Source organism: Mesorhizobium sp. WSM4821 (genome assembly GCF_055901555.1).
Genome location: NZ_CM148371.1, coordinates 3,252,635 through 3,267,862, shown reverse-complemented (window position 1 = coordinate 3,267,862; position 15,228 = coordinate 3,252,635). Strand labels below are relative to the sequence as shown.

15 protein-coding genes are annotated in these 15,228 nt (G+C 63.3%); 8 read left to right on the top strand and 7 right to left on the bottom strand.

Translation table 11 applies throughout. The features are described from left to right. Positions 1 to 34: 34 nt before the first annotated feature. The 7 genes from AC0NID_RS15715 to AC0NID_RS15685 form a co-directional block, all read right to left on the bottom strand. Entirely contained in the window at positions 35 to 979 is a 945-nt protein-coding gene (locus AC0NID_RS15715; protein WP_473453837.1) for a hypothetical protein, read from the bottom strand. Beyond that, complete coding sequence (locus AC0NID_RS15710) at positions 976 to 1,098, bottom strand: hypothetical protein (RefSeq protein WP_473453838.1); 123 nt, start codon at positions 1,096 to 1,098, stop codon at positions 976 to 978. Before AC0NID_RS15710 ends, AC0NID_RS15715 begins: the two co-directional genes overlap by 4 nt. 13 nt (positions 1,099 to 1,111) lie before the next feature. Next, positions 1,112 to 2,425, bottom strand: coding sequence for a TRAP transporter large permease (locus tag AC0NID_RS15705; RefSeq protein ID WP_473453839.1), 1,314 nt, complete (start codon positions 2,423 to 2,425; stop codon positions 1,112 to 1,114). A 6-nt stretch (positions 2,426 to 2,431) separates the two neighbouring features. Then, the gene (locus tag AC0NID_RS15700; protein ID WP_473453840.1) at positions 2,432 to 2,965 is read right to left on the bottom strand and encodes a TRAP transporter small permease; all 534 of its coding nucleotides are present in this window, start codon (positions 2,963 to 2,965) and stop codon (positions 2,432 to 2,434) included. A gap of 66 nt (positions 2,966 to 3,031) precedes the next feature. Further along, the gene (locus AC0NID_RS15695) at positions 3,032 to 4,006 is read right to left on the bottom strand and encodes a TRAP transporter substrate-binding protein (protein ID WP_473453841.1); all 975 of its coding nucleotides are present in this window, start codon (positions 4,004 to 4,006) and stop codon (positions 3,032 to 3,034) included. Positions 4,007 to 4,076: 70 nt separating this feature from the next. Continuing rightward, positions 4,077 to 5,339, bottom strand: a complete 1,263-nt coding sequence (locus tag AC0NID_RS15690; protein ID WP_473453842.1) for an NAD(P)/FAD-dependent oxidoreductase — start codon at positions 5,337 to 5,339, stop codon at positions 4,077 to 4,079. Beyond that, positions 5,339 to 7,042: a thiamine pyrophosphate-binding protein gene (locus AC0NID_RS15685; RefSeq protein WP_473453843.1), complete on the bottom strand. Its 1,704-nt coding sequence runs from the start codon at positions 7,040 to 7,042 to the stop codon at positions 5,339 to 5,341. Before AC0NID_RS15685 ends, AC0NID_RS15690 begins: the two co-directional genes overlap by 1 nt. 161 nt (positions 7,043 to 7,203) lie before the next feature. Here AC0NID_RS15685 and AC0NID_RS15680 point away from each other — a divergent pair, with 161 nt between their 5' ends. The 8 genes from AC0NID_RS15680 (at position 7,204) to AC0NID_RS15645 (ending at position 15,171) form a co-directional block, all read left to right on the top strand. Next, positions 7,204 to 7,860 (top strand): GntR family transcriptional regulator, encoded by a 657-nt coding sequence (locus AC0NID_RS15680; protein ID WP_474033450.1) that lies wholly within the window; start codon positions 7,204 to 7,206, stop codon positions 7,858 to 7,860. Continuing rightward, entirely contained in the window at positions 7,851 to 8,606 is a 756-nt protein-coding gene (locus AC0NID_RS15675; RefSeq protein ID WP_473453845.1) for an aspartate/glutamate racemase family protein, read from the top strand. Before AC0NID_RS15680 ends, AC0NID_RS15675 begins: the two co-directional genes overlap by 10 nt. Next, on the top strand, positions 8,603 to 9,805 hold the full coding sequence (uxuA, locus tag AC0NID_RS15670; RefSeq protein ID WP_473453846.1) for a mannonate dehydratase: 1,203 nt from the start codon (positions 8,603 to 8,605) through the stop codon (positions 9,803 to 9,805). Before AC0NID_RS15675 ends, uxuA begins: the two co-directional genes overlap by 4 nt. Positions 9,806 to 9,948: 143 nt before the next feature. Further along, complete coding sequence (locus AC0NID_RS15665; RefSeq protein WP_473453847.1) at positions 9,949 to 10,422, top strand: VOC family protein; 474 nt, start codon at positions 9,949 to 9,951, stop codon at positions 10,420 to 10,422. Between the two features lie 285 nt (positions 10,423 to 10,707). Then, a complete protein-coding gene (locus tag AC0NID_RS15660) occupies positions 10,708 to 12,354 on the top strand; it encodes an ABC transporter ATP-binding protein (RefSeq protein ID WP_473453848.1) in 1,647 nt (548 codons plus the stop codon). A 270-nt stretch (positions 12,355 to 12,624) separates the two neighbouring features. Next, positions 12,625 to 13,116 (top strand): MarR family winged helix-turn-helix transcriptional regulator, encoded by a 492-nt coding sequence (locus tag AC0NID_RS15655; protein ID WP_473453850.1) that lies wholly within the window; start codon positions 12,625 to 12,627, stop codon positions 13,114 to 13,116. After that, positions 13,109 to 13,837: an SDR family NAD(P)-dependent oxidoreductase gene (locus tag AC0NID_RS15650; RefSeq protein ID WP_473453852.1), complete on the top strand. Its 729-nt coding sequence runs from the start codon at positions 13,109 to 13,111 to the stop codon at positions 13,835 to 13,837. Before AC0NID_RS15655 ends, AC0NID_RS15650 begins: the two co-directional genes overlap by 8 nt. 2 nt (positions 13,838 to 13,839) lie before the next feature. Beyond that, entirely contained in the window at positions 13,840 to 15,171 is a 1,332-nt protein-coding gene (locus AC0NID_RS15645) for an NAD(P)/FAD-dependent oxidoreductase (protein WP_473453854.1), read from the top strand. Positions 15,172 to 15,228 lie beyond the last annotated feature (57 nt).

Here is a 15,228-nt window from a genome sequence, read left to right as displayed (position 1 = left end):
TCGCTGGCGTTCGTTGATGCAGCGCATCGATCGATCAGCATCTTGGCATCACGGTTGGCCGGTAAAGGCGCCCAAGCAGGATCGGTGTCAGATACATCGGAATCTGATAGCAGCCGATGAAGAGGAGCAGCGGGTCGGTCACTGCGGAGGGAAGCACGGTCAGGAATAGCGCGATATTGCGATTTCCAGCGCCGATCGACAGCGGCGCGATGCTGCCACCGGGCGCAAGGCGACGCAGCACGATCGCCATCGAAATCTGAAGTCCGAAATTGCCGGCGAACGCGGCAGCGAGCGCAAGCAGCAATGCATCAGGCTGATGCCGGATCGCCGGGCCAACGGCCGACATCAGCCCGACCACCACCACGGCCATGGCAAGCGCCGACAGCCCGTCGATGACCTCCAGGGCTTCCCGTGAAGGGGTCTTGAGCAGGAAGCCGCGAATGAGGAAGGCCGTTCCCGCCGCACAGCCAATGATCAGCAGCAGCCGGCTCGCCGCACCGATGACTTCGCCCGCCGCCCCGAGGGCGGGTGCCAACCAGAAAACCGGGATCACCGTCGCCGGCAACAGGGCGGTGCCGATCACGAGCTGGCGTAGTGCTGGCGCCGGATCGTTTCCGGTCAGGACGGTGAGATTTGGACTCCCAGAAATTGGCGGCGCGGCCAGCATCAGCACCAGCCCGGTCGCGAGCGCGCCGCTCCAGCCTGCAAATGCGAAGAGGAGGATGGCGGCGACTGGAATGCTGACCTGGCAGACCAGCGCGAAGCCGAGCGAGGCACGCATGTCGGCGAGCGCGCCTAAGGCCTGGCGCGGTCCGACGCGCAGCGCGGAAATGAACAGCAGACCCGCCACCAGTTCGCCGATCCAGGGCTTCATCGCAAGCGCCATATCCGGGAGCGCGATGCCCAAGACGAGGCCAAGGACGAGGATTGAGCGCCCATAACGCGCCGCCATCACGATGGGGCGCAGCAGGGGGCTCACGCCAAACCCCGGGTAATCGGCATCAGCGCCGGACTGGCGGTGAAGACGAACAACGCCTGCGCCGCCACGGCGATCGCGATCAGGGGCAGCACCAGTGCGGGGATATGCGATGGACCCACCGCGGATACGCTCTCAACCTGCCGCGCTGTGGCGCATATTGTTCGGCAGCCATGTCGCAAGATCAGGAAATGCGATCAGAATGAAGACCATGGCGGCCATGATCAGGAACATCGGGAAAGCGGCGCGGGCGATATAGCTCATCTCGTGCCCGGTCATGCCCTGCAGCACGAAGAGGTTGAAGCCGATGGGCGGTGTGATCTGCGCCATCTCGACCACCAGGACGATGAAGATGCCGAACCAGATGATGTCGATGCCGGCCTGACGGATCATCGGTTCGACGATCGCGATGGTGAGCACGACTATAGAAATGCCGTCCAGGAAACAGCCAAGCACTATGTAGAAGACCATCAGTACCATGAGCAGCTCGAAACGCGACAGCTCTATCGCGGCGATCACTTGGGCTAGCCCCCGTGGCAGGCCAGTAAAACCCATGGCGAGCGACAGGAAGGCGGCGCCCGCGAGGATGAAGGCGATCATCGCCGAGGTGCGGGCGGCGCCCATCAGCGTCTCGAAGAAGGTCTGGCGGGTCAGCGAGCCCTGCCACAGAGCGAGGACCAACGAGCCGATGACGCCGATTGCCGCGGCTTCGGTCGCGGTGGCGATGCCGAGATACATCGAACCGATGACGAGCAGGATCAGTAGGAAGACAGGAACGAGAAAACGCGATTGCTTGACCTTTTCCATGAAGGTCATATGCGGCTCCGGCGTCGGGTTGTAGCTCTTCGACATCTGCGAGACGGCAACCACATAGCACATGAACATCGCCGACAGGATGAGGCCCGGAATGATGCCGGCGATAAACAGCTTGGTGATCGACTCGTTGATGCTAACGCCATAGACGATCAGCGTGAGCGAAGGCGGGATCAAAAGCCCGAGCGTGGCGGCGCCCGCCAGCGTCCCGATCACCATGCGCTCGGGATATTGGCGCTTGCGCAGCTCGGGGATGGTCATCTTGCCGACCGTGGTCAACGTCGCTGCAGATGATCCGGAGACGGCGGCGAAGACCGTGCAGCCGGCGATGTTGGTGTGCATCAGTCCCCCGGGCAGCCGCGCCATCCAGGGTGCCAGGCCCTTGAACATGTCTTCGGATAGCCGCGTGCGGTAGAGGATCTCGCCCATCCAGATGAACATCGGCAGCGCAGTGAGCGACCATGACGAGGCGGAACGCCACATCACCGTCATCATGGCGTCGCCGGTCGGGCGCGATGTGAACATCTCCATGCCGAAATAGGCGACGCCAAGCAAGGCGAGCCCGATCCAGACGCCCGAGCCGAGCAGCACGAACAGGACGAAGAGGAAGAGGCCGATGGCGTAGAACTGTTCCATGAGCCGCTACTCCGCCCTGCTCTGTTCCGCAAGGTCGACGCGGATGTTGTCGCGGCCGGTGGCGATCAGCGTCACCAGATTGTCGAGGAAGCAGATCGCCAGGATGACGGCGCCGACCGCCATCGGCGCCTGGGCGATCCACAACGGCGTGGCGTCCTGGCCCTGGCTGATATCGTGCAGCTTCCACGACCAGTAGACCGCCCTGACCGCAAACCAGGCAAGATAGATCGAGGCGGCGCAGGCGATGATCAGGCACCAGAGCTCGCCCCAGAAGCGCCGCTCGCCGAGTGCGCTCAAAAGCAGATTGACCCTGATGTGGGCGGCGTGGTTCAGCGTGTGGGCGAAGGCTAGGAACGACGCGGCGGCCATGAGATAGCCGGCATATTCGCTGGAACCGGAAAAGGCGATCCCGGACCAGCGCGCCAGGACCTGTAGGGTGATGACGACGAGGATCGCCAGAAGGCAGAGCGCAGACAATGCGCCGGCTCCATCATAAACCACATCAAGACTGCGGCGGATCGCGCGCGTGGCAACAGGCATTCCGTGCCCCTCCTTCGACGGTTTGGGGAAAGCGGCCCGCGAGGCCCGGGCCTGAAGTGCGGCTGACTACTGGGCGCGATAGGCGTCGATGATCGCCTTGCCGTCCTCGCCCGCAGCCTTGATCCATTCCTCGGTCATCGTGGCGCCGAAGGCGGCGAGTTCCGCCTTCAGCTTGTCGCTGGGCGGGGAAACGGTCATGCTGTTCTCCTCGAGCGTCTTGAGGTAGGCGGCGGTCAGTTCCTCGGATTTCTTGGCGCCCTCGGCAGCGATCTTGTCGCCGCAATCGGCGACGGCCTTCTTCATCGCATCGTCGAGCGCGGTCCACGCGTCCTTGTTGACGAAGACCAGGTTGCGCGGCAGCCAAGCCTGAACGTCGTAGAAATGCGTCAGGCTTTCCCACGCCTTCGAGTCAACGCCGGTCGAGCCCGATGAGATGAAACTCTCGACAACCCCCGTCGCCAGCGCCTGGCTGAGTTCGGCCGCCTCAATCTGCACCGGCGCCATGCCCGCAAGCTCGGCGATGCGGGCGGTCGCCGCATTATAGGAGCGGAACTTGATGCCCTTCATGTCGACAACTGAATTGACTTCCTTCTTGAAGTAGAACCCCTGCGGCGGCCACGGCACGGCATAGATATAGACAAGGTTCTGGCTGTCGAGCACGGCAGTCAGCTTTTCCCGCGCCGCCTTCCAGAGCTTGTCCGAATCGGGGAAGGAGGTCGCAAGGAAGGGGATGGAATCGACTCCGAACAGCGGGTTCTCATTGGCGTGGGCCGAAATCAGACGCTCGCCGATCGGCGCCTGGCCGGTCTGCACGGCGCGCTTGATGTCGTTGCCGCCGAACAACGAGCCGTTCGGGTGGGTGACGATATCGAGGCTGCCGCCCGTGCCTTCCTTTACACATGAAGCGAAGGCCACGGCGTTCTCGGAGTGGAAGTTGGTTGCCGGATAGGCCAGCGGCATATCCCATTTTTCCGCAAGGGCAGCGTTTGCCGCGATCGTGGACATCAGGGTCGTGGCGAGAAGGGTGGCAAAGCGCTTCATCTGGTCATGCTCCCATTATGCGATGCTTGGAGTGCTTGGAGTGAAGTTCCCTGGAGGGTCTTTTATGGTCCTATAGGAAACGTGAAGGGGCGTAAGGCGCAAGGTCTAAATTCGGGACGCGACCGGAAACGAGTTGCGCCAGGACGCGGCCGGTTTTCGGACCGCCGGTCAATCCGACATGGTGGTGGCCGAAACCGAGGAATGCGCCCTTGACGTTCGGCGCCTCGCCGATGACGGGGATCGAATCCACAGGCGCCGGCCTGTGGCCCATCCACTCGGTCTTGTCCTTCCACCGCAAACCGGGCAGAGCGGCACGGACGTTGCGCATCAAAAGGTCGAAGGGCGCGCGCGATGGCGGCGCATCGAGACCGCCGAACTCGACGATCCCGGCAAGCCGCAGCCGTCCGTCCATCGGCGTCATGACGAATTTGCCTGAGGCGATCATGCTAGGCGCGCGCGGCATGACGCTCGGCTCCCAAAGTTCCACATGATAGCCGCGCTCGCTTTCAAGCGGCACGTCGATCCCGAGCTTGCGGCAAAGCGGCTTCGACCAGACGCCAGTAGCCAAAACCGTGGCGGAGCAGGGAAACGTTTCGCCGCCGATGCGGACGCCGGCAACGCGGCCGTCTTCGCGGGCGAAGTCGGTCACCTCACCGCGGACGACGCTACCGCCCTGAGCCACGACATGGGCAGCCAGATCCTTAACATAGCGGCCGGGGTCGGTGATCATGCCATGACCGGGAACGCGCGCGGCGAAGCCGAGATGAGGCGCGAAGGCTGGCTCGTAGGCGCGCACGGCCGCGCCCTCGAGTTCGTCCCAGACAAAGCCGTGATCTTTCCGGATTTCCCAGCCGAAAGCGTCGCCGGCAAAATGCTCGCGGCCGTTGTAGACGAAGACGTAGTCGGACGGCATCAGCCATTGTTCGGCGCCCGTGCCGGCCGACAGCGCCTGATGGTCGGCGAGACTGTCGCCAATGATCGGCGCGAGAGCGGCGGCAATGCGCCAGGCGTGCTCCGGCGTGCAATGGCCGAGGTAGCGGCGTAGCCAGGGCGCAAGGCGCGGCAGATAGGACCATTTGAGGAACAGCGGCTGGCGGCGGTCGAACAGCATGCGCGGCGCCGTGCGCAACAGGCCGGGAACCGTCACCGGCACGATCGAGCTTGAGGCGAGCACGCCACCATTGCCATAGCTTGTGCCCTCGCCTGGTTCGCCGCGGTCGACCAGGGTGACGTCGTGGCCATCGCGCTGCAGCCAGATTGCCGTGGAGACCCCGACGATGCCGGCACCTATCACCACGACCGGCAGTTTTTTCAGACCGGCGGCGGCCGGCATCAGGCGACCCATTCCGAAACCGGGGCGGCGGCCTCGTCGAGCGGCTGCGTGACGATGTCGACAAGCGTTGGCTCCCCGGCTTCGAGCGCACGTTTCAGCACAGTTTCAAGCTCGCCCGGATCCTCCACCCGCCAGCTCTTCAGACCATATGCGGCCGCGACCGCAGCATGGTCCGTGCGGGTAAAGTCGACATTGTGGAAGCGTGCGCCGAAGCCCGAGCGCTGCCCGGCCTTGATCCAGCCGAAAGCGCTGTTCGACAATGTGATGAAGGTGATCGGCATGTTGTAGCGGATGACGGTTTCCAGTTCGCCGACGCTCATGCCGAAGGAGCCGTCGCCCATGACCGATACGGTCTTGACGCCCGGTCGGCCGACATGAGCGCCGATCGAGGCGCCCATGGCGAAACCCAAAGCGCCGTGGGCGCGGTTGGTGATGAAATGGCGGCCGGACCTGGGCCAGCGGTAATGCGCCGAAAAATAGGGACAAGGCGTGCCCGGATCGGCGCAGATGATGGCGTCGTCGCCGAGGAGCTTGTGCAGGGTGTCGACGACACGCTCCGGCCTGATCAGCCGCTCCGAGGAGGCCGCGAGCGGCTCGAACGCGGCGTGCTTGGCCGCCCAGGCAGCCTTTGCCCGCGCAGCACCGTCATGGCCGCCCTTGCTGCCGCGCCCGGCAAGCTCGGCCACGATCATCTCCAGCGCAAGTCGCGCGTCGCCGGCAACCGCAACCTCGGTCGGGTAGTTGGCGCCCAGCACCGCCGGGTCGGAATCGATATGGACGACCCGCGCGCCTGCCATCGGATGGCGCCACCGTTCGGTAGTCACCGAGCCGGCGCGGCAACCTATGAAGAGGACGAGATCGGCGTTCTCGACGACCACTCTGGTCGACGCCACGCCGCCATTGGAGCCGACGACGCCGACGGCGCGCGGATCCGTCTCGGCGATCGCGCCCTGTCCGGAGACGGTTGTCGCGATCGGCAGGTCGAGCAGCACCGAAAGCTCGAGCAGCGCGTCCATTGCGTCCGCGATCACAACGCCGCCACCGCAGATTGCGACCGCCCTTCTTGCGGAAAGGAGTGCTTCCGCCGCGGCTTTGACGGCTCCGCCGTTCGGCGCTGTCGGCAGTGCCGGAAAGGCCTGGTGGCGCGCGTCGGCCCAGATCTCGTCCGGCGTGACGGGGTTTTTCTGCGTGTCGAAGGGCAGCGCCAGATGCACGGCGCCGGGACGGCCGGTGGTCATCTCGCGAAACGCCCGGCGCACCATTGCCGGCAAGCGCTGCGCATCATCCAGCGATGCGTTCCATTTGGTGACGGGCCTGAACAGCGCGACCTGGTCGAGCTCCGTCAGCGGATAGCGGCCGCGCGAACCGGTCGACACATCGCTGTTGATGGCGAGCACGGGAATAGAGCTCTCGTTCGCCTCGACGACACCGGGCAGAATGTAGGTGGCACCACCGCCAGACGGTCCCTCGCAGACGCCCGGCCGGCCGGTGACGCGTGCGTAGGCGTCGGCCATATAGGCGGCATGGCGCTCGTCGCGGGTCAGCAGATGCGTGATGCCGTGGTCGAGCCGATACATTGCATCGTAGAGCGGCAGCGTGGTGTCGCCGCAGAGCCCGAATATGTGCTTCACACCATGGGCTTCCAGCATCCTGACCATCGCTTCCGCGCCGGACAGTATATTGGCCTGGATCTGCGAGTTCATCGGCTGCACCATCAGGGAAAAGCTGCTTCCCAATTCACGTCAGCAGCTGTATACAGGTCTGAATACTGATGACCTCGATCGGAGGAGTCAAGGTGCGTTGCGCGGAGGGCCGGCCGATGAATCAGGGGATGGTTGATTCCTTGCATGCCGATATACGGGCCATGACGATCGATTTCCGCCTGCGTCCGGGCGAGCGGATCAACGAGGTCGCGCTGTCGCGCCAGCTCAACGCCAGCCGCACGCCGTTGCGCGAGGCGCTCAACCGTCTCGCCGCCGAAGGCTTTCTGTCGTTCGAGAGCGGCCGCGGCTTCTTCTGCCGGACCTACTCGGTGACCGAAGTGCATAACCTCTACCAGCTGCGCCAAGCGATCGAGCGTTTCGCTGTCGAACTTGCCGTCGAGCTTGCAAGCGACGAAGAGCTTGCCGAGCTCGGCGCGTTTCTCGACCGCACATCGAGCGAAGACGGCGCATCGCTGGAGGATCTTCTGGCTTGCGACGAGTATTTTCACGACGCCATCACGTCGTTCACCCGTAATGACGAACTCATCCGCACGCTCAAGAACATCAATGCGCGCATTCGGTTCTTCCGCTGGGTCGACATGGAGAGCCGCCGCTCGCGAACCCAAGGCGAGCACCGCGCGATCCTTGCGGCTATTGCCTCGCGGGACGGTGCGGCGGCCTCCCATCTCGTCGGCCGGCACATCTCGAAGCGACGCGAGGAAATAGCCGGGGCCGTCAAGGAGTGCCATGCGCGGCTCTTCGTGGAGGAGGCGTTCGTTCCCCCCGCCTTCAAGACGATGGATGCGCGATGCGCGTGACCGGCGGAAAACCAATCTACGGCGCGTCAATCGGCATATTGATGCTCGACGCGCGCTTTCCCCGCATCCCGGGCGACATGGGCAACGCAACGACCTGGCCGTTTCCGGTGCACTACAAGGTCGTACGAAGCGCCACGCCCGACCGTGTCGTGCTCAAAGGAGCCGAAGGCCTGCTCGACGCCTTTATCGCCGCGGCGCATGAACTTGTCGCCGACGGCGTCGACGGCGTCACCACCAATTGCGGATTCCTGTCGCTGTTCCAGGAGGAGTTGGCGCTGGCCGTCGGCGTTCCGGTGGCAACCTCGTCGTTGATGCAAGTGGACCTAGTCAACCGACTCCTGCCCAAGGGAAAGCGCGCCGGCATATTGACGATCTCCGCCTCGACGCTGACGCCGCTGCATCTCAACAAGGCCGGAGTGCCAGCAGGAACCCCGGTCGGCAGCACCGAGGGCGGCCGCGAATTTACCCGCGCCATCCTCGGCAATGAACTCGAATTGGATGTCGACGCCGCCCGGCGGGACAATGTCGATGCGGCGCTCGCCCTCCTTCGCGACAATCCCGATCTCGGCGCCTTCGTGCTCGAATGCACCAATATGACTCCCTATGCGGCCGATATCCGCGCCGCGACGTCCCTGCCCGTGTTTACGATCGAGAACTTCATAAGCTGGTTTCACGGCGCACTGCAGCCTCGGCGATATGATCGGCAAGGCGGACATGGCGGTTCTTTTAACGGGATGTTTGAATGAGACATGTGTGGCGTTGGTTCGGCCCGGTCGACAAGGTGACGATCGCGGATGCGCGTCAAGCCGGTGCGCAAGGTATCGTCTCGGCCCTTCACCACGTTCCTTACGGCGCCGTCTGGCTGCCCGCCGAAATCGAAAGACGTCAGCGCGAAGTCGCATCTTTGCCGGATGGCGGCGCAAGCGATCTGAACTGGGAGGTCGTCGAGAGCCTGCCGGTTTCCGAAGCGATCAAGACGCAGGTCGGCGAATGGCGCAGCCATATAGCCAACTACCGGACATCGCTGGAAAACCTGGCGCGGGCCGGCATTTCCGTCGTCTGCTACAATTTCATGCCCGTTCTCGATTGGACCCGCACTGACCTTGCCTGGCGCCTGCCGCATGGTGGCACCACCATGCGCTTCGATTTGGCCGATTTCGCCGCATTCGACATCCATATCCTGAAACGCAAAGCGGCGCTCGGCGATTACACACCGGAGCTCGTCTCCGAGGCGGAGCGGCGACACGCGCAGATGGATGACGTTGCACGCAGGATTCTGGCAAGAAGCGTCAATTCCGGTCTGCCCGGCTCGACCGAAGACACGTCTCTCGACGGTCTCGCGGCTCAACTGTCAAATTATGACCACATCGACGCAACAACCCTGCGCCGACATTTCGTCGACTTCCTGGCGGAGGTCGTGCCTACGGCTGAACGCCTCGGTCTGCGTCTCTGCTGCCACCCGGACGATCCGCCGTTTCCGCTGATGGGCCTGCCGCGCGTCATGTCGACCGAGGCCGACTACAGCTACATCCTGGATGCAATCGACAGCCCGGCCAACGGGGCGACACTGTGCACGGGGTCGCTCGGCGCAAGACCGGATAATGATCTGCCGGGCATGGTCGGGCGGCTGGGGCCAAAGATCCACTTCGCGCATCTGCGCAATGTGCGCAAGGAAGAGCCGGGCATCCCCTGCTCTTTCCACGAGGACGAGCATCTTGCCGGCGACACCGACATGGTGGCGGTGGTGGCGGCGCTGCTCCACGAAGAGGCGCGGCGTAAAAAGGAAGGGCGCCCGGACGCCGTTATCCCGATGCGCCCCGATCATGGCCAGGACATCCTCGATGACCTCACGCGAGGCGCCCAGCCCGGCTATCCGGCCATCGGTCGGCTCAAGGGACTGGCCGAGCTCCGCGGCGTCGAACATGCCATTGGCAAGGCGACGTAGGCTCAAATCGCTGCGGGCGATCGGCCGATGTTGCATGTGGAAACAAAAAGGCCGCGGTGCGCTAGCCGCGGGCTGCCTATCTCGAAAGAGAGCGGGCGGGGAAACAAGCCCGGAATTTGGTTTCAAAAGCGAAAGGACGCGCAATGGCAAAGAACACGATTTTCCTCTGGTACGACAAGGACGCCGAGGCTGCTGCCCGCTTCTACGCCGAGACCTTTCCCGACAGCGCGGTGGGTGCCATCACCCATGCTCCCAGTGACTACCCGTCCGGCAAGGAGGGCGACGTGTTGATGGTCGAATTCACGGTTGCCGGCGTTGCTTGTGTCGGCCTCAACGGCGGTCCCGCATTCAGACATAGCGAAGCCTTCTCGTTCCAGATCGCCACCGACGACCAGCACGAAACCGACCGCTACTGGAACGCGATCGTCGGCAATGGCGGCCAAGAGAGCGCCTGCGGCTGGTGCAAGGACAAGTGGGGCGTCTGCTGGCAAATCACGCCGCGCGTGCTGACCGAAGCGATGGCGGCCGGCGGCGATGAAGCAAAGCGCGCGTTCGGTGCGATGATGACCATGAAGAAAATCGACGTCGCCGCGATCGAGGCGGCACGGCGCGGCTAGATAGGCTCACCAATCATCGCTGAACGCGGATCTGCAACGATCCTCGACTTTGCGTCCCGCCCACCGCGTGAAGGTGGACTGACCCTGCTGCCGCGAGAGGAGCGGCACTTACCAGGGGGTTCCCGCCGCAGCGCCCTTTGGCCATCTTGGCCCGGATAAAATCGCTACGATTTCGCAGTGATCGCAAGACACCGGTGCCTTTCTCAAAAATGCGGGCTTGCGCAGACGGTGGAACGTTCGGCTAGTATGCGTCGTCAGATCATTGAAACTTCGAAAGGCCAAGCAATGCTGCCGAGCGAAACGACTACGGGCGATCCGATCGAGGAAGCAGTTCTGTCTGTTCGAAATCTGACTATACGCCTGCCCAGGAACATGGAGCGTGAGAACGCGGTCGAAAACATATCCTTCGACATGAAGAAGGGTGAGATGCTGTGCATCGTCGGCGAATCCGGCTCCGGCAAGTCGGTCACCGCAAATGCGATCATGGGTCTGCTGCCATCTTCGGTGCGGATCACGCAGGGAAGTATCCGGTTCAAGGGCCACGATCTGGCCAGCGCACGGGAAGATGTTCTGCGCGGTCTCAGGGGCCGTTCGGTCTCCATCGTCTTCCAGGATCCGCTTTCGGCGCTCAATCCGCTGATGACCGTCGGCCAGCAGGTTGCGGAGGTTATGGAAGCACACCACGCAGGCACTTCAGCGACCCGCACGAAGGCGGTTGTCGATCTGCTCGGCGAAGTCGGCCTGCCGGAGCCCGAGGTTCTGCGCCACCAGTATCCGTTCCAACTCTCCGGCGGGCAGCGCCAGCGCGTCATGATCGCCATGGCGCTCGCGCTCGGGCCTGATCTGCTGATCGCCGACGAGCCGACGACGGCTCTCGACGTCACCACCCAGGCACAGATCCTTGCGTTGATCCGGCGGCTGCAGCGCGAAAAGAACATGAGCGTCATGTTCATCACGCACGATTTTGGCGTCGTCGCGGAAATCGCCGATCGCGTCATCGTCATGGAGAAAGGCGCAATGGTCGAACAAGGCGTCGTTTCCGACGTGCTCGGCAATCCAAGCCACCCCTACACCAGGCGACTGATCGCCGCCGTTCCACATATGATCGAGAATGAGACAAAGTCGCGCGGCGATGCCCCGATTGTGCTGGAGGTACAGAAGCTCGACAAGACCTACCGGCCAGGCATCGGCTTCTTCTCGCGGTCTCGCATCGTGCACGCGGTCAAGCAGGTCAGCTTCGAGGTCCGCCGGGGCCGGACACTTGGGATCGTCGGAGAGTCCGGCTCGGGAAAATCGTCCCTCGGCCGCGTCCTCCTGAAGCTGCTGGATAGCGACGGCGGCAGCATTCTGTTCGACGGCAAGGACATCGCGGCACTTTCTGATTCCGAATTCCGGCCGATGCGACCGCACATTCAGATGATTTTCCAGGATCCTTTCGCCTCGCTCAATCCGCGGCAGACCGTCGCCAAGATCCTCACCGTCGGCCCGATGGCGCACGGCCTGCCCGCTCGCGAAGCGCGCGTGAAGGCGTTGAAGCTGCTTCGGCTGGTCGGGCTCGACGAGGGCGCCTACGACCGGTTTCCGCATGAATTTTCAGGCGGCCAACGCCAGCGGATCGGCATCGCGCGCGCTCTGATGATGGACGCCGAGGTCCTGGTCGCCGACGAAGCGGTCTCCGCCCTCGACGTCTCGATCCAGGCGCAGATCCTCGACCTGCTGGCCAATATCCAGGAGGAAATGAAGATAGCCATGATCTTCATCACGCACGACCTGAGAGTGGCAAGCCGTATCTGCGACGAGATTCTGGTCATGAACCGCGGCGAAGTCGTGGAATCCGGTCCGCCCTGGCAGATATTCCGATCGCCACGTCACGCCTATACAAGGCAACTCATCTCTGCCATTCCCGGCAAGGAATGGGTCCCCGCCGCCTAGATATGCAACTGTAATTCTAGGCGGAGATCGGGAAAGTCCCGCGATCCATCACAGTGCCGATAGAGGCGCGGCCAAGGCCGTGTCTCGATCAAACTGCACGCGCACCCTCGGACCTTCCTGCGGGCAAAATAGTTGCTTTTGTCCACCAAAAGTAGTTGCAATTGTCCACTACTCGATCGACTATGTCTTTGAAGGCTCGCGGCAACCCCATTTTCGAGGCTGCCGGTGATCTCGACGCAGGCTGCCAGTGAAGCCTCAGGAGAGTGTCCGTTGCCGAAGAAGAAGAAAGGCCCTCTTCATACCGTCGAGACGGTAGGGCTCGATGTCCTCGAAGACACACTGAGCTTCTATATCCGAAGCATCAATATCGCCCTTTCTCGTGATCTCGATGACCGCCTGGAGGGTCTCGACGTGGCTCGGGGAACCGGCAAGATCACCACACTGCTTCTTGTCGACAGCCACCCAGGGATACGGCCCTCGGTCATCGCGCAGCTCATTATGCGCGATCGTTCCGCCATGGGCAGGCTGGTCGATCAGATGATCGAGCACGATCTTCTGACGCGTGAGGCCGCAGCGGACGACGGACGGGCACAGGGGCTTCATATCACCAAAAAGGGGGCGGGCCTCGCCCGCAAGGTGCGCAAGATCGCCACCAAGCAATCCAGCGATTTCTTCGCCGGTGTGCCCGAGGAAGACCAGAAGCGTCTGCTCGACATATTGCGGCGCGTCTATCGTCGCACCGTGGGTCTCGGCAATGAGTGAGCCGGCGACAGTGGGCGCAGTGCAGGCCACCCGGCGGGTGGCGCTCCTGTCCGGCGCCAATCGCGGCATCGGCGCGGCTTGCGCCCGGCACTTATATGAAACGGGCTGGTCGCTGTCGCTCGGGATGCGCGAACCGGTGCAGCCCGACTGGGCCGACAGCGAGCGCGTCCGCGTATTCCCCTATGAGGCCGCGGCCGCCGGCGCCGAACGGGGATGGGTCGACGGCACCATCGATGGCTTCGGCCGGATCGACGCAGTCATTGCCTGTGCCGGCACCATGATTGCGAAGTCGGTCATCGACGCCGACGACACGGATCTCGATCTCATGTTCGATATCAACGTGAAGGCTCCGCGCCGTCTGGTGCGCGCGTCGTGGGAAGCGCTTGCGGCAAGTCGAGCAGGCCGTGTGATCATTCTCGCCTCGCTGTCGGGCAAGCGGGTCAAGTCCGCGACATCAGGCTCCTATTCGATCTCCAAGTTTGCTGCCGTCGCCCTTTCCCACGGTATCAGACAGGCGGGATGGGATCTTGGAATTCGAGCCACGGCCGTCTGCCCCGGTTTCGTCGCCACCGACATGGCGCGCAGCATCACCGATCGCCCCGATGCGCTGATGACCGATCCCGATGATCTCGCACGGACCATCGGGATGCTCCTCGATCTGCCCAACAACGCGAGCGTCGCCGAATTTTTCATCAATTGCCAGCTCGAGGAGCTTTACTGAGGATGCCCGGACCGTTCGTCGTTCCTGTTCACGGAGATACTGAACTGCCAAAGGAGGTGGACTGCGTCGTCATTGGCGGCGGCATCGTCGGCGCCTCGACGGCGCTGGAACTCGCCGAAAGCGGCTTGCGCGTAGCTTTGTGTGAAAAGGGCGGAATCGGCCAGGAGCAGTCCAGCCGCAACTGGGGCTGGGTACGAATCTCCCGTCGGGATCCGCGCGAGGTCCCGCTGATGGCGGAAGCACTGCGCATCTGGACGAGGCTCTCGGAACGAACGGGCCGAGATACCGGCTATGCCCGAGCCGGAATTGTATTCACCTGCGCGAATGACAAGGAATACGAACAGCACGCAAGCTGGGGACGTCATCTCGAAGGCTATCAGCTCGAGTCGCGAATGATCGGTGCGGGAGAATTGCGTGATCTCCTCCCCGGTTCCAATCTCGATGTCAAAGGAGCGCTGTACACGCCCGCTGACGGCCGCGCGGAACCGCAGAAGGCAGCGCCGGCGATTGCCGAAGCCGCGCGCGAGCGCGGCGCCGCCATATTGACCGAATGCGCGGTGCGCGGCGTGGAGACGACCAACGGCGCCGTCTCGGGCGTCGTCACCGAACGCGGTTTCATTGCCTGCAAGGCGGTCGTCCTTGCCGGAGGCGCATGGTCGAACCTGTTTTGCGGAGCGCTTGACCTTGACCTGCCGCAGTTGAAGGTCATGAACACGGTCCTTCGCACGACGCCGGTCGAGAACGGACCGGAACAGGCCGTGTGGGCAAACAATTTCGCCATGCGCAAGCGCCAGGACGGTGGCTATACCATAGCCTCCAGCATGACCAACGTCGTCGATATCGTGCCGAACTCCTTTCGCTACGCGCGCGATTTCCTTCCGGCCTGGAAGATGGAATGGCGATCGCTGAATTTCCGGCTGGGCGGCCGTTTCCTCGAAGAGGCGAGGATGCCGACCCGTTGGGCAATGGATGAGGCCAGTCCCTTCGAATACTGCCGCGTGCTCGATCCCAAGCCGTCGAAGAAAAGCTCCGAGCGTGTCCTTTCGAACGCCCGCAAGGCATTTCCGGTTCTGGACAAGGCAGAGATCGCGCAGCGCTGGGCCGGCTATATCGACGTCACGCCCGACGCCGTCCCCGTCATTTCCGCCGTCGATGCCGTCCCCGGCTTTCATGTCGCGACCGGATTCTCGGGCCATGGCTTCGGCATCGGTCCGGCGGCGGGCAGGCTGATGGCGGACATCGTCATCGGGCGGCCGCCGATCGTCGATCCGACGGACTTCAGATGGTCGCGATTTTCGGACGGGTCGAAGGTCGCGCCAATCAGTGGATTCTAACCGCTCCGACAAGAGGGCGGGTTGCAGCAAAGTGGAACACTTCAAAAGGAGACTCCA

Coding starts and splice junctions, on each gene's coding strand:
- AC0NID_RS15705 (WP_473453839.1), bottom strand. CDS start 2,425: ATGGAACAGTTCTACGCCATCGGCCTCTTCCTCTTCGTCCTGTTCGTG.
- AC0NID_RS15665 (WP_473453847.1), top strand. CDS start 9,949: ATGGCAAAGAACACGATTTTCCTCTGGTACGACAAGGACGCCGAGGCT.
- AC0NID_RS15675 (WP_473453845.1), top strand. CDS start 7,851: ATGCGCGTGACCGGCGGAAAACCAATCTACGGCGCGTCAATCGGCATA.
- AC0NID_RS15645 (WP_473453854.1), top strand. CDS start 13,840: ATGCCCGGACCGTTCGTCGTTCCTGTTCACGGAGATACTGAACTGCCA.
- AC0NID_RS15700 (WP_473453840.1), bottom strand. CDS start 2,965: ATGCCTGTTGCCACGCGCGCGATCCGCCGCAGTCTTGATGTGGTTTAT.
- AC0NID_RS15695 (WP_473453841.1), bottom strand. CDS start 4,006: ATGAAGCGCTTTGCCACCCTTCTCGCCACGACCCTGATGTCCACGATC.
- uxuA (WP_473453846.1), top strand. CDS start 8,603: ATGAGACATGTGTGGCGTTGGTTCGGCCCGGTCGACAAGGTGACGATC.
- AC0NID_RS15690 (WP_473453842.1), bottom strand. CDS start 5,339: ATGCCGGCCGCCGCCGGTCTGAAAAAACTGCCGGTCGTGGTGATAGGT.
- AC0NID_RS15680 (WP_474033450.1), top strand. CDS start 7,204: ATGACGATCGATTTCCGCCTGCGTCCGGGCGAGCGGATCAACGAGGTC.
- AC0NID_RS15660 (WP_473453848.1), top strand. CDS start 10,708: ATGCTGCCGAGCGAAACGACTACGGGCGATCCGATCGAGGAAGCAGTT.
- AC0NID_RS15650 (WP_473453852.1), top strand. CDS start 13,109: ATGAGTGAGCCGGCGACAGTGGGCGCAGTGCAGGCCACCCGGCGGGTG.
- AC0NID_RS15685 (WP_473453843.1), bottom strand. CDS start 7,042: ATGAACTCGCAGATCCAGGCCAATATACTGTCCGGCGCGGAAGCGATG.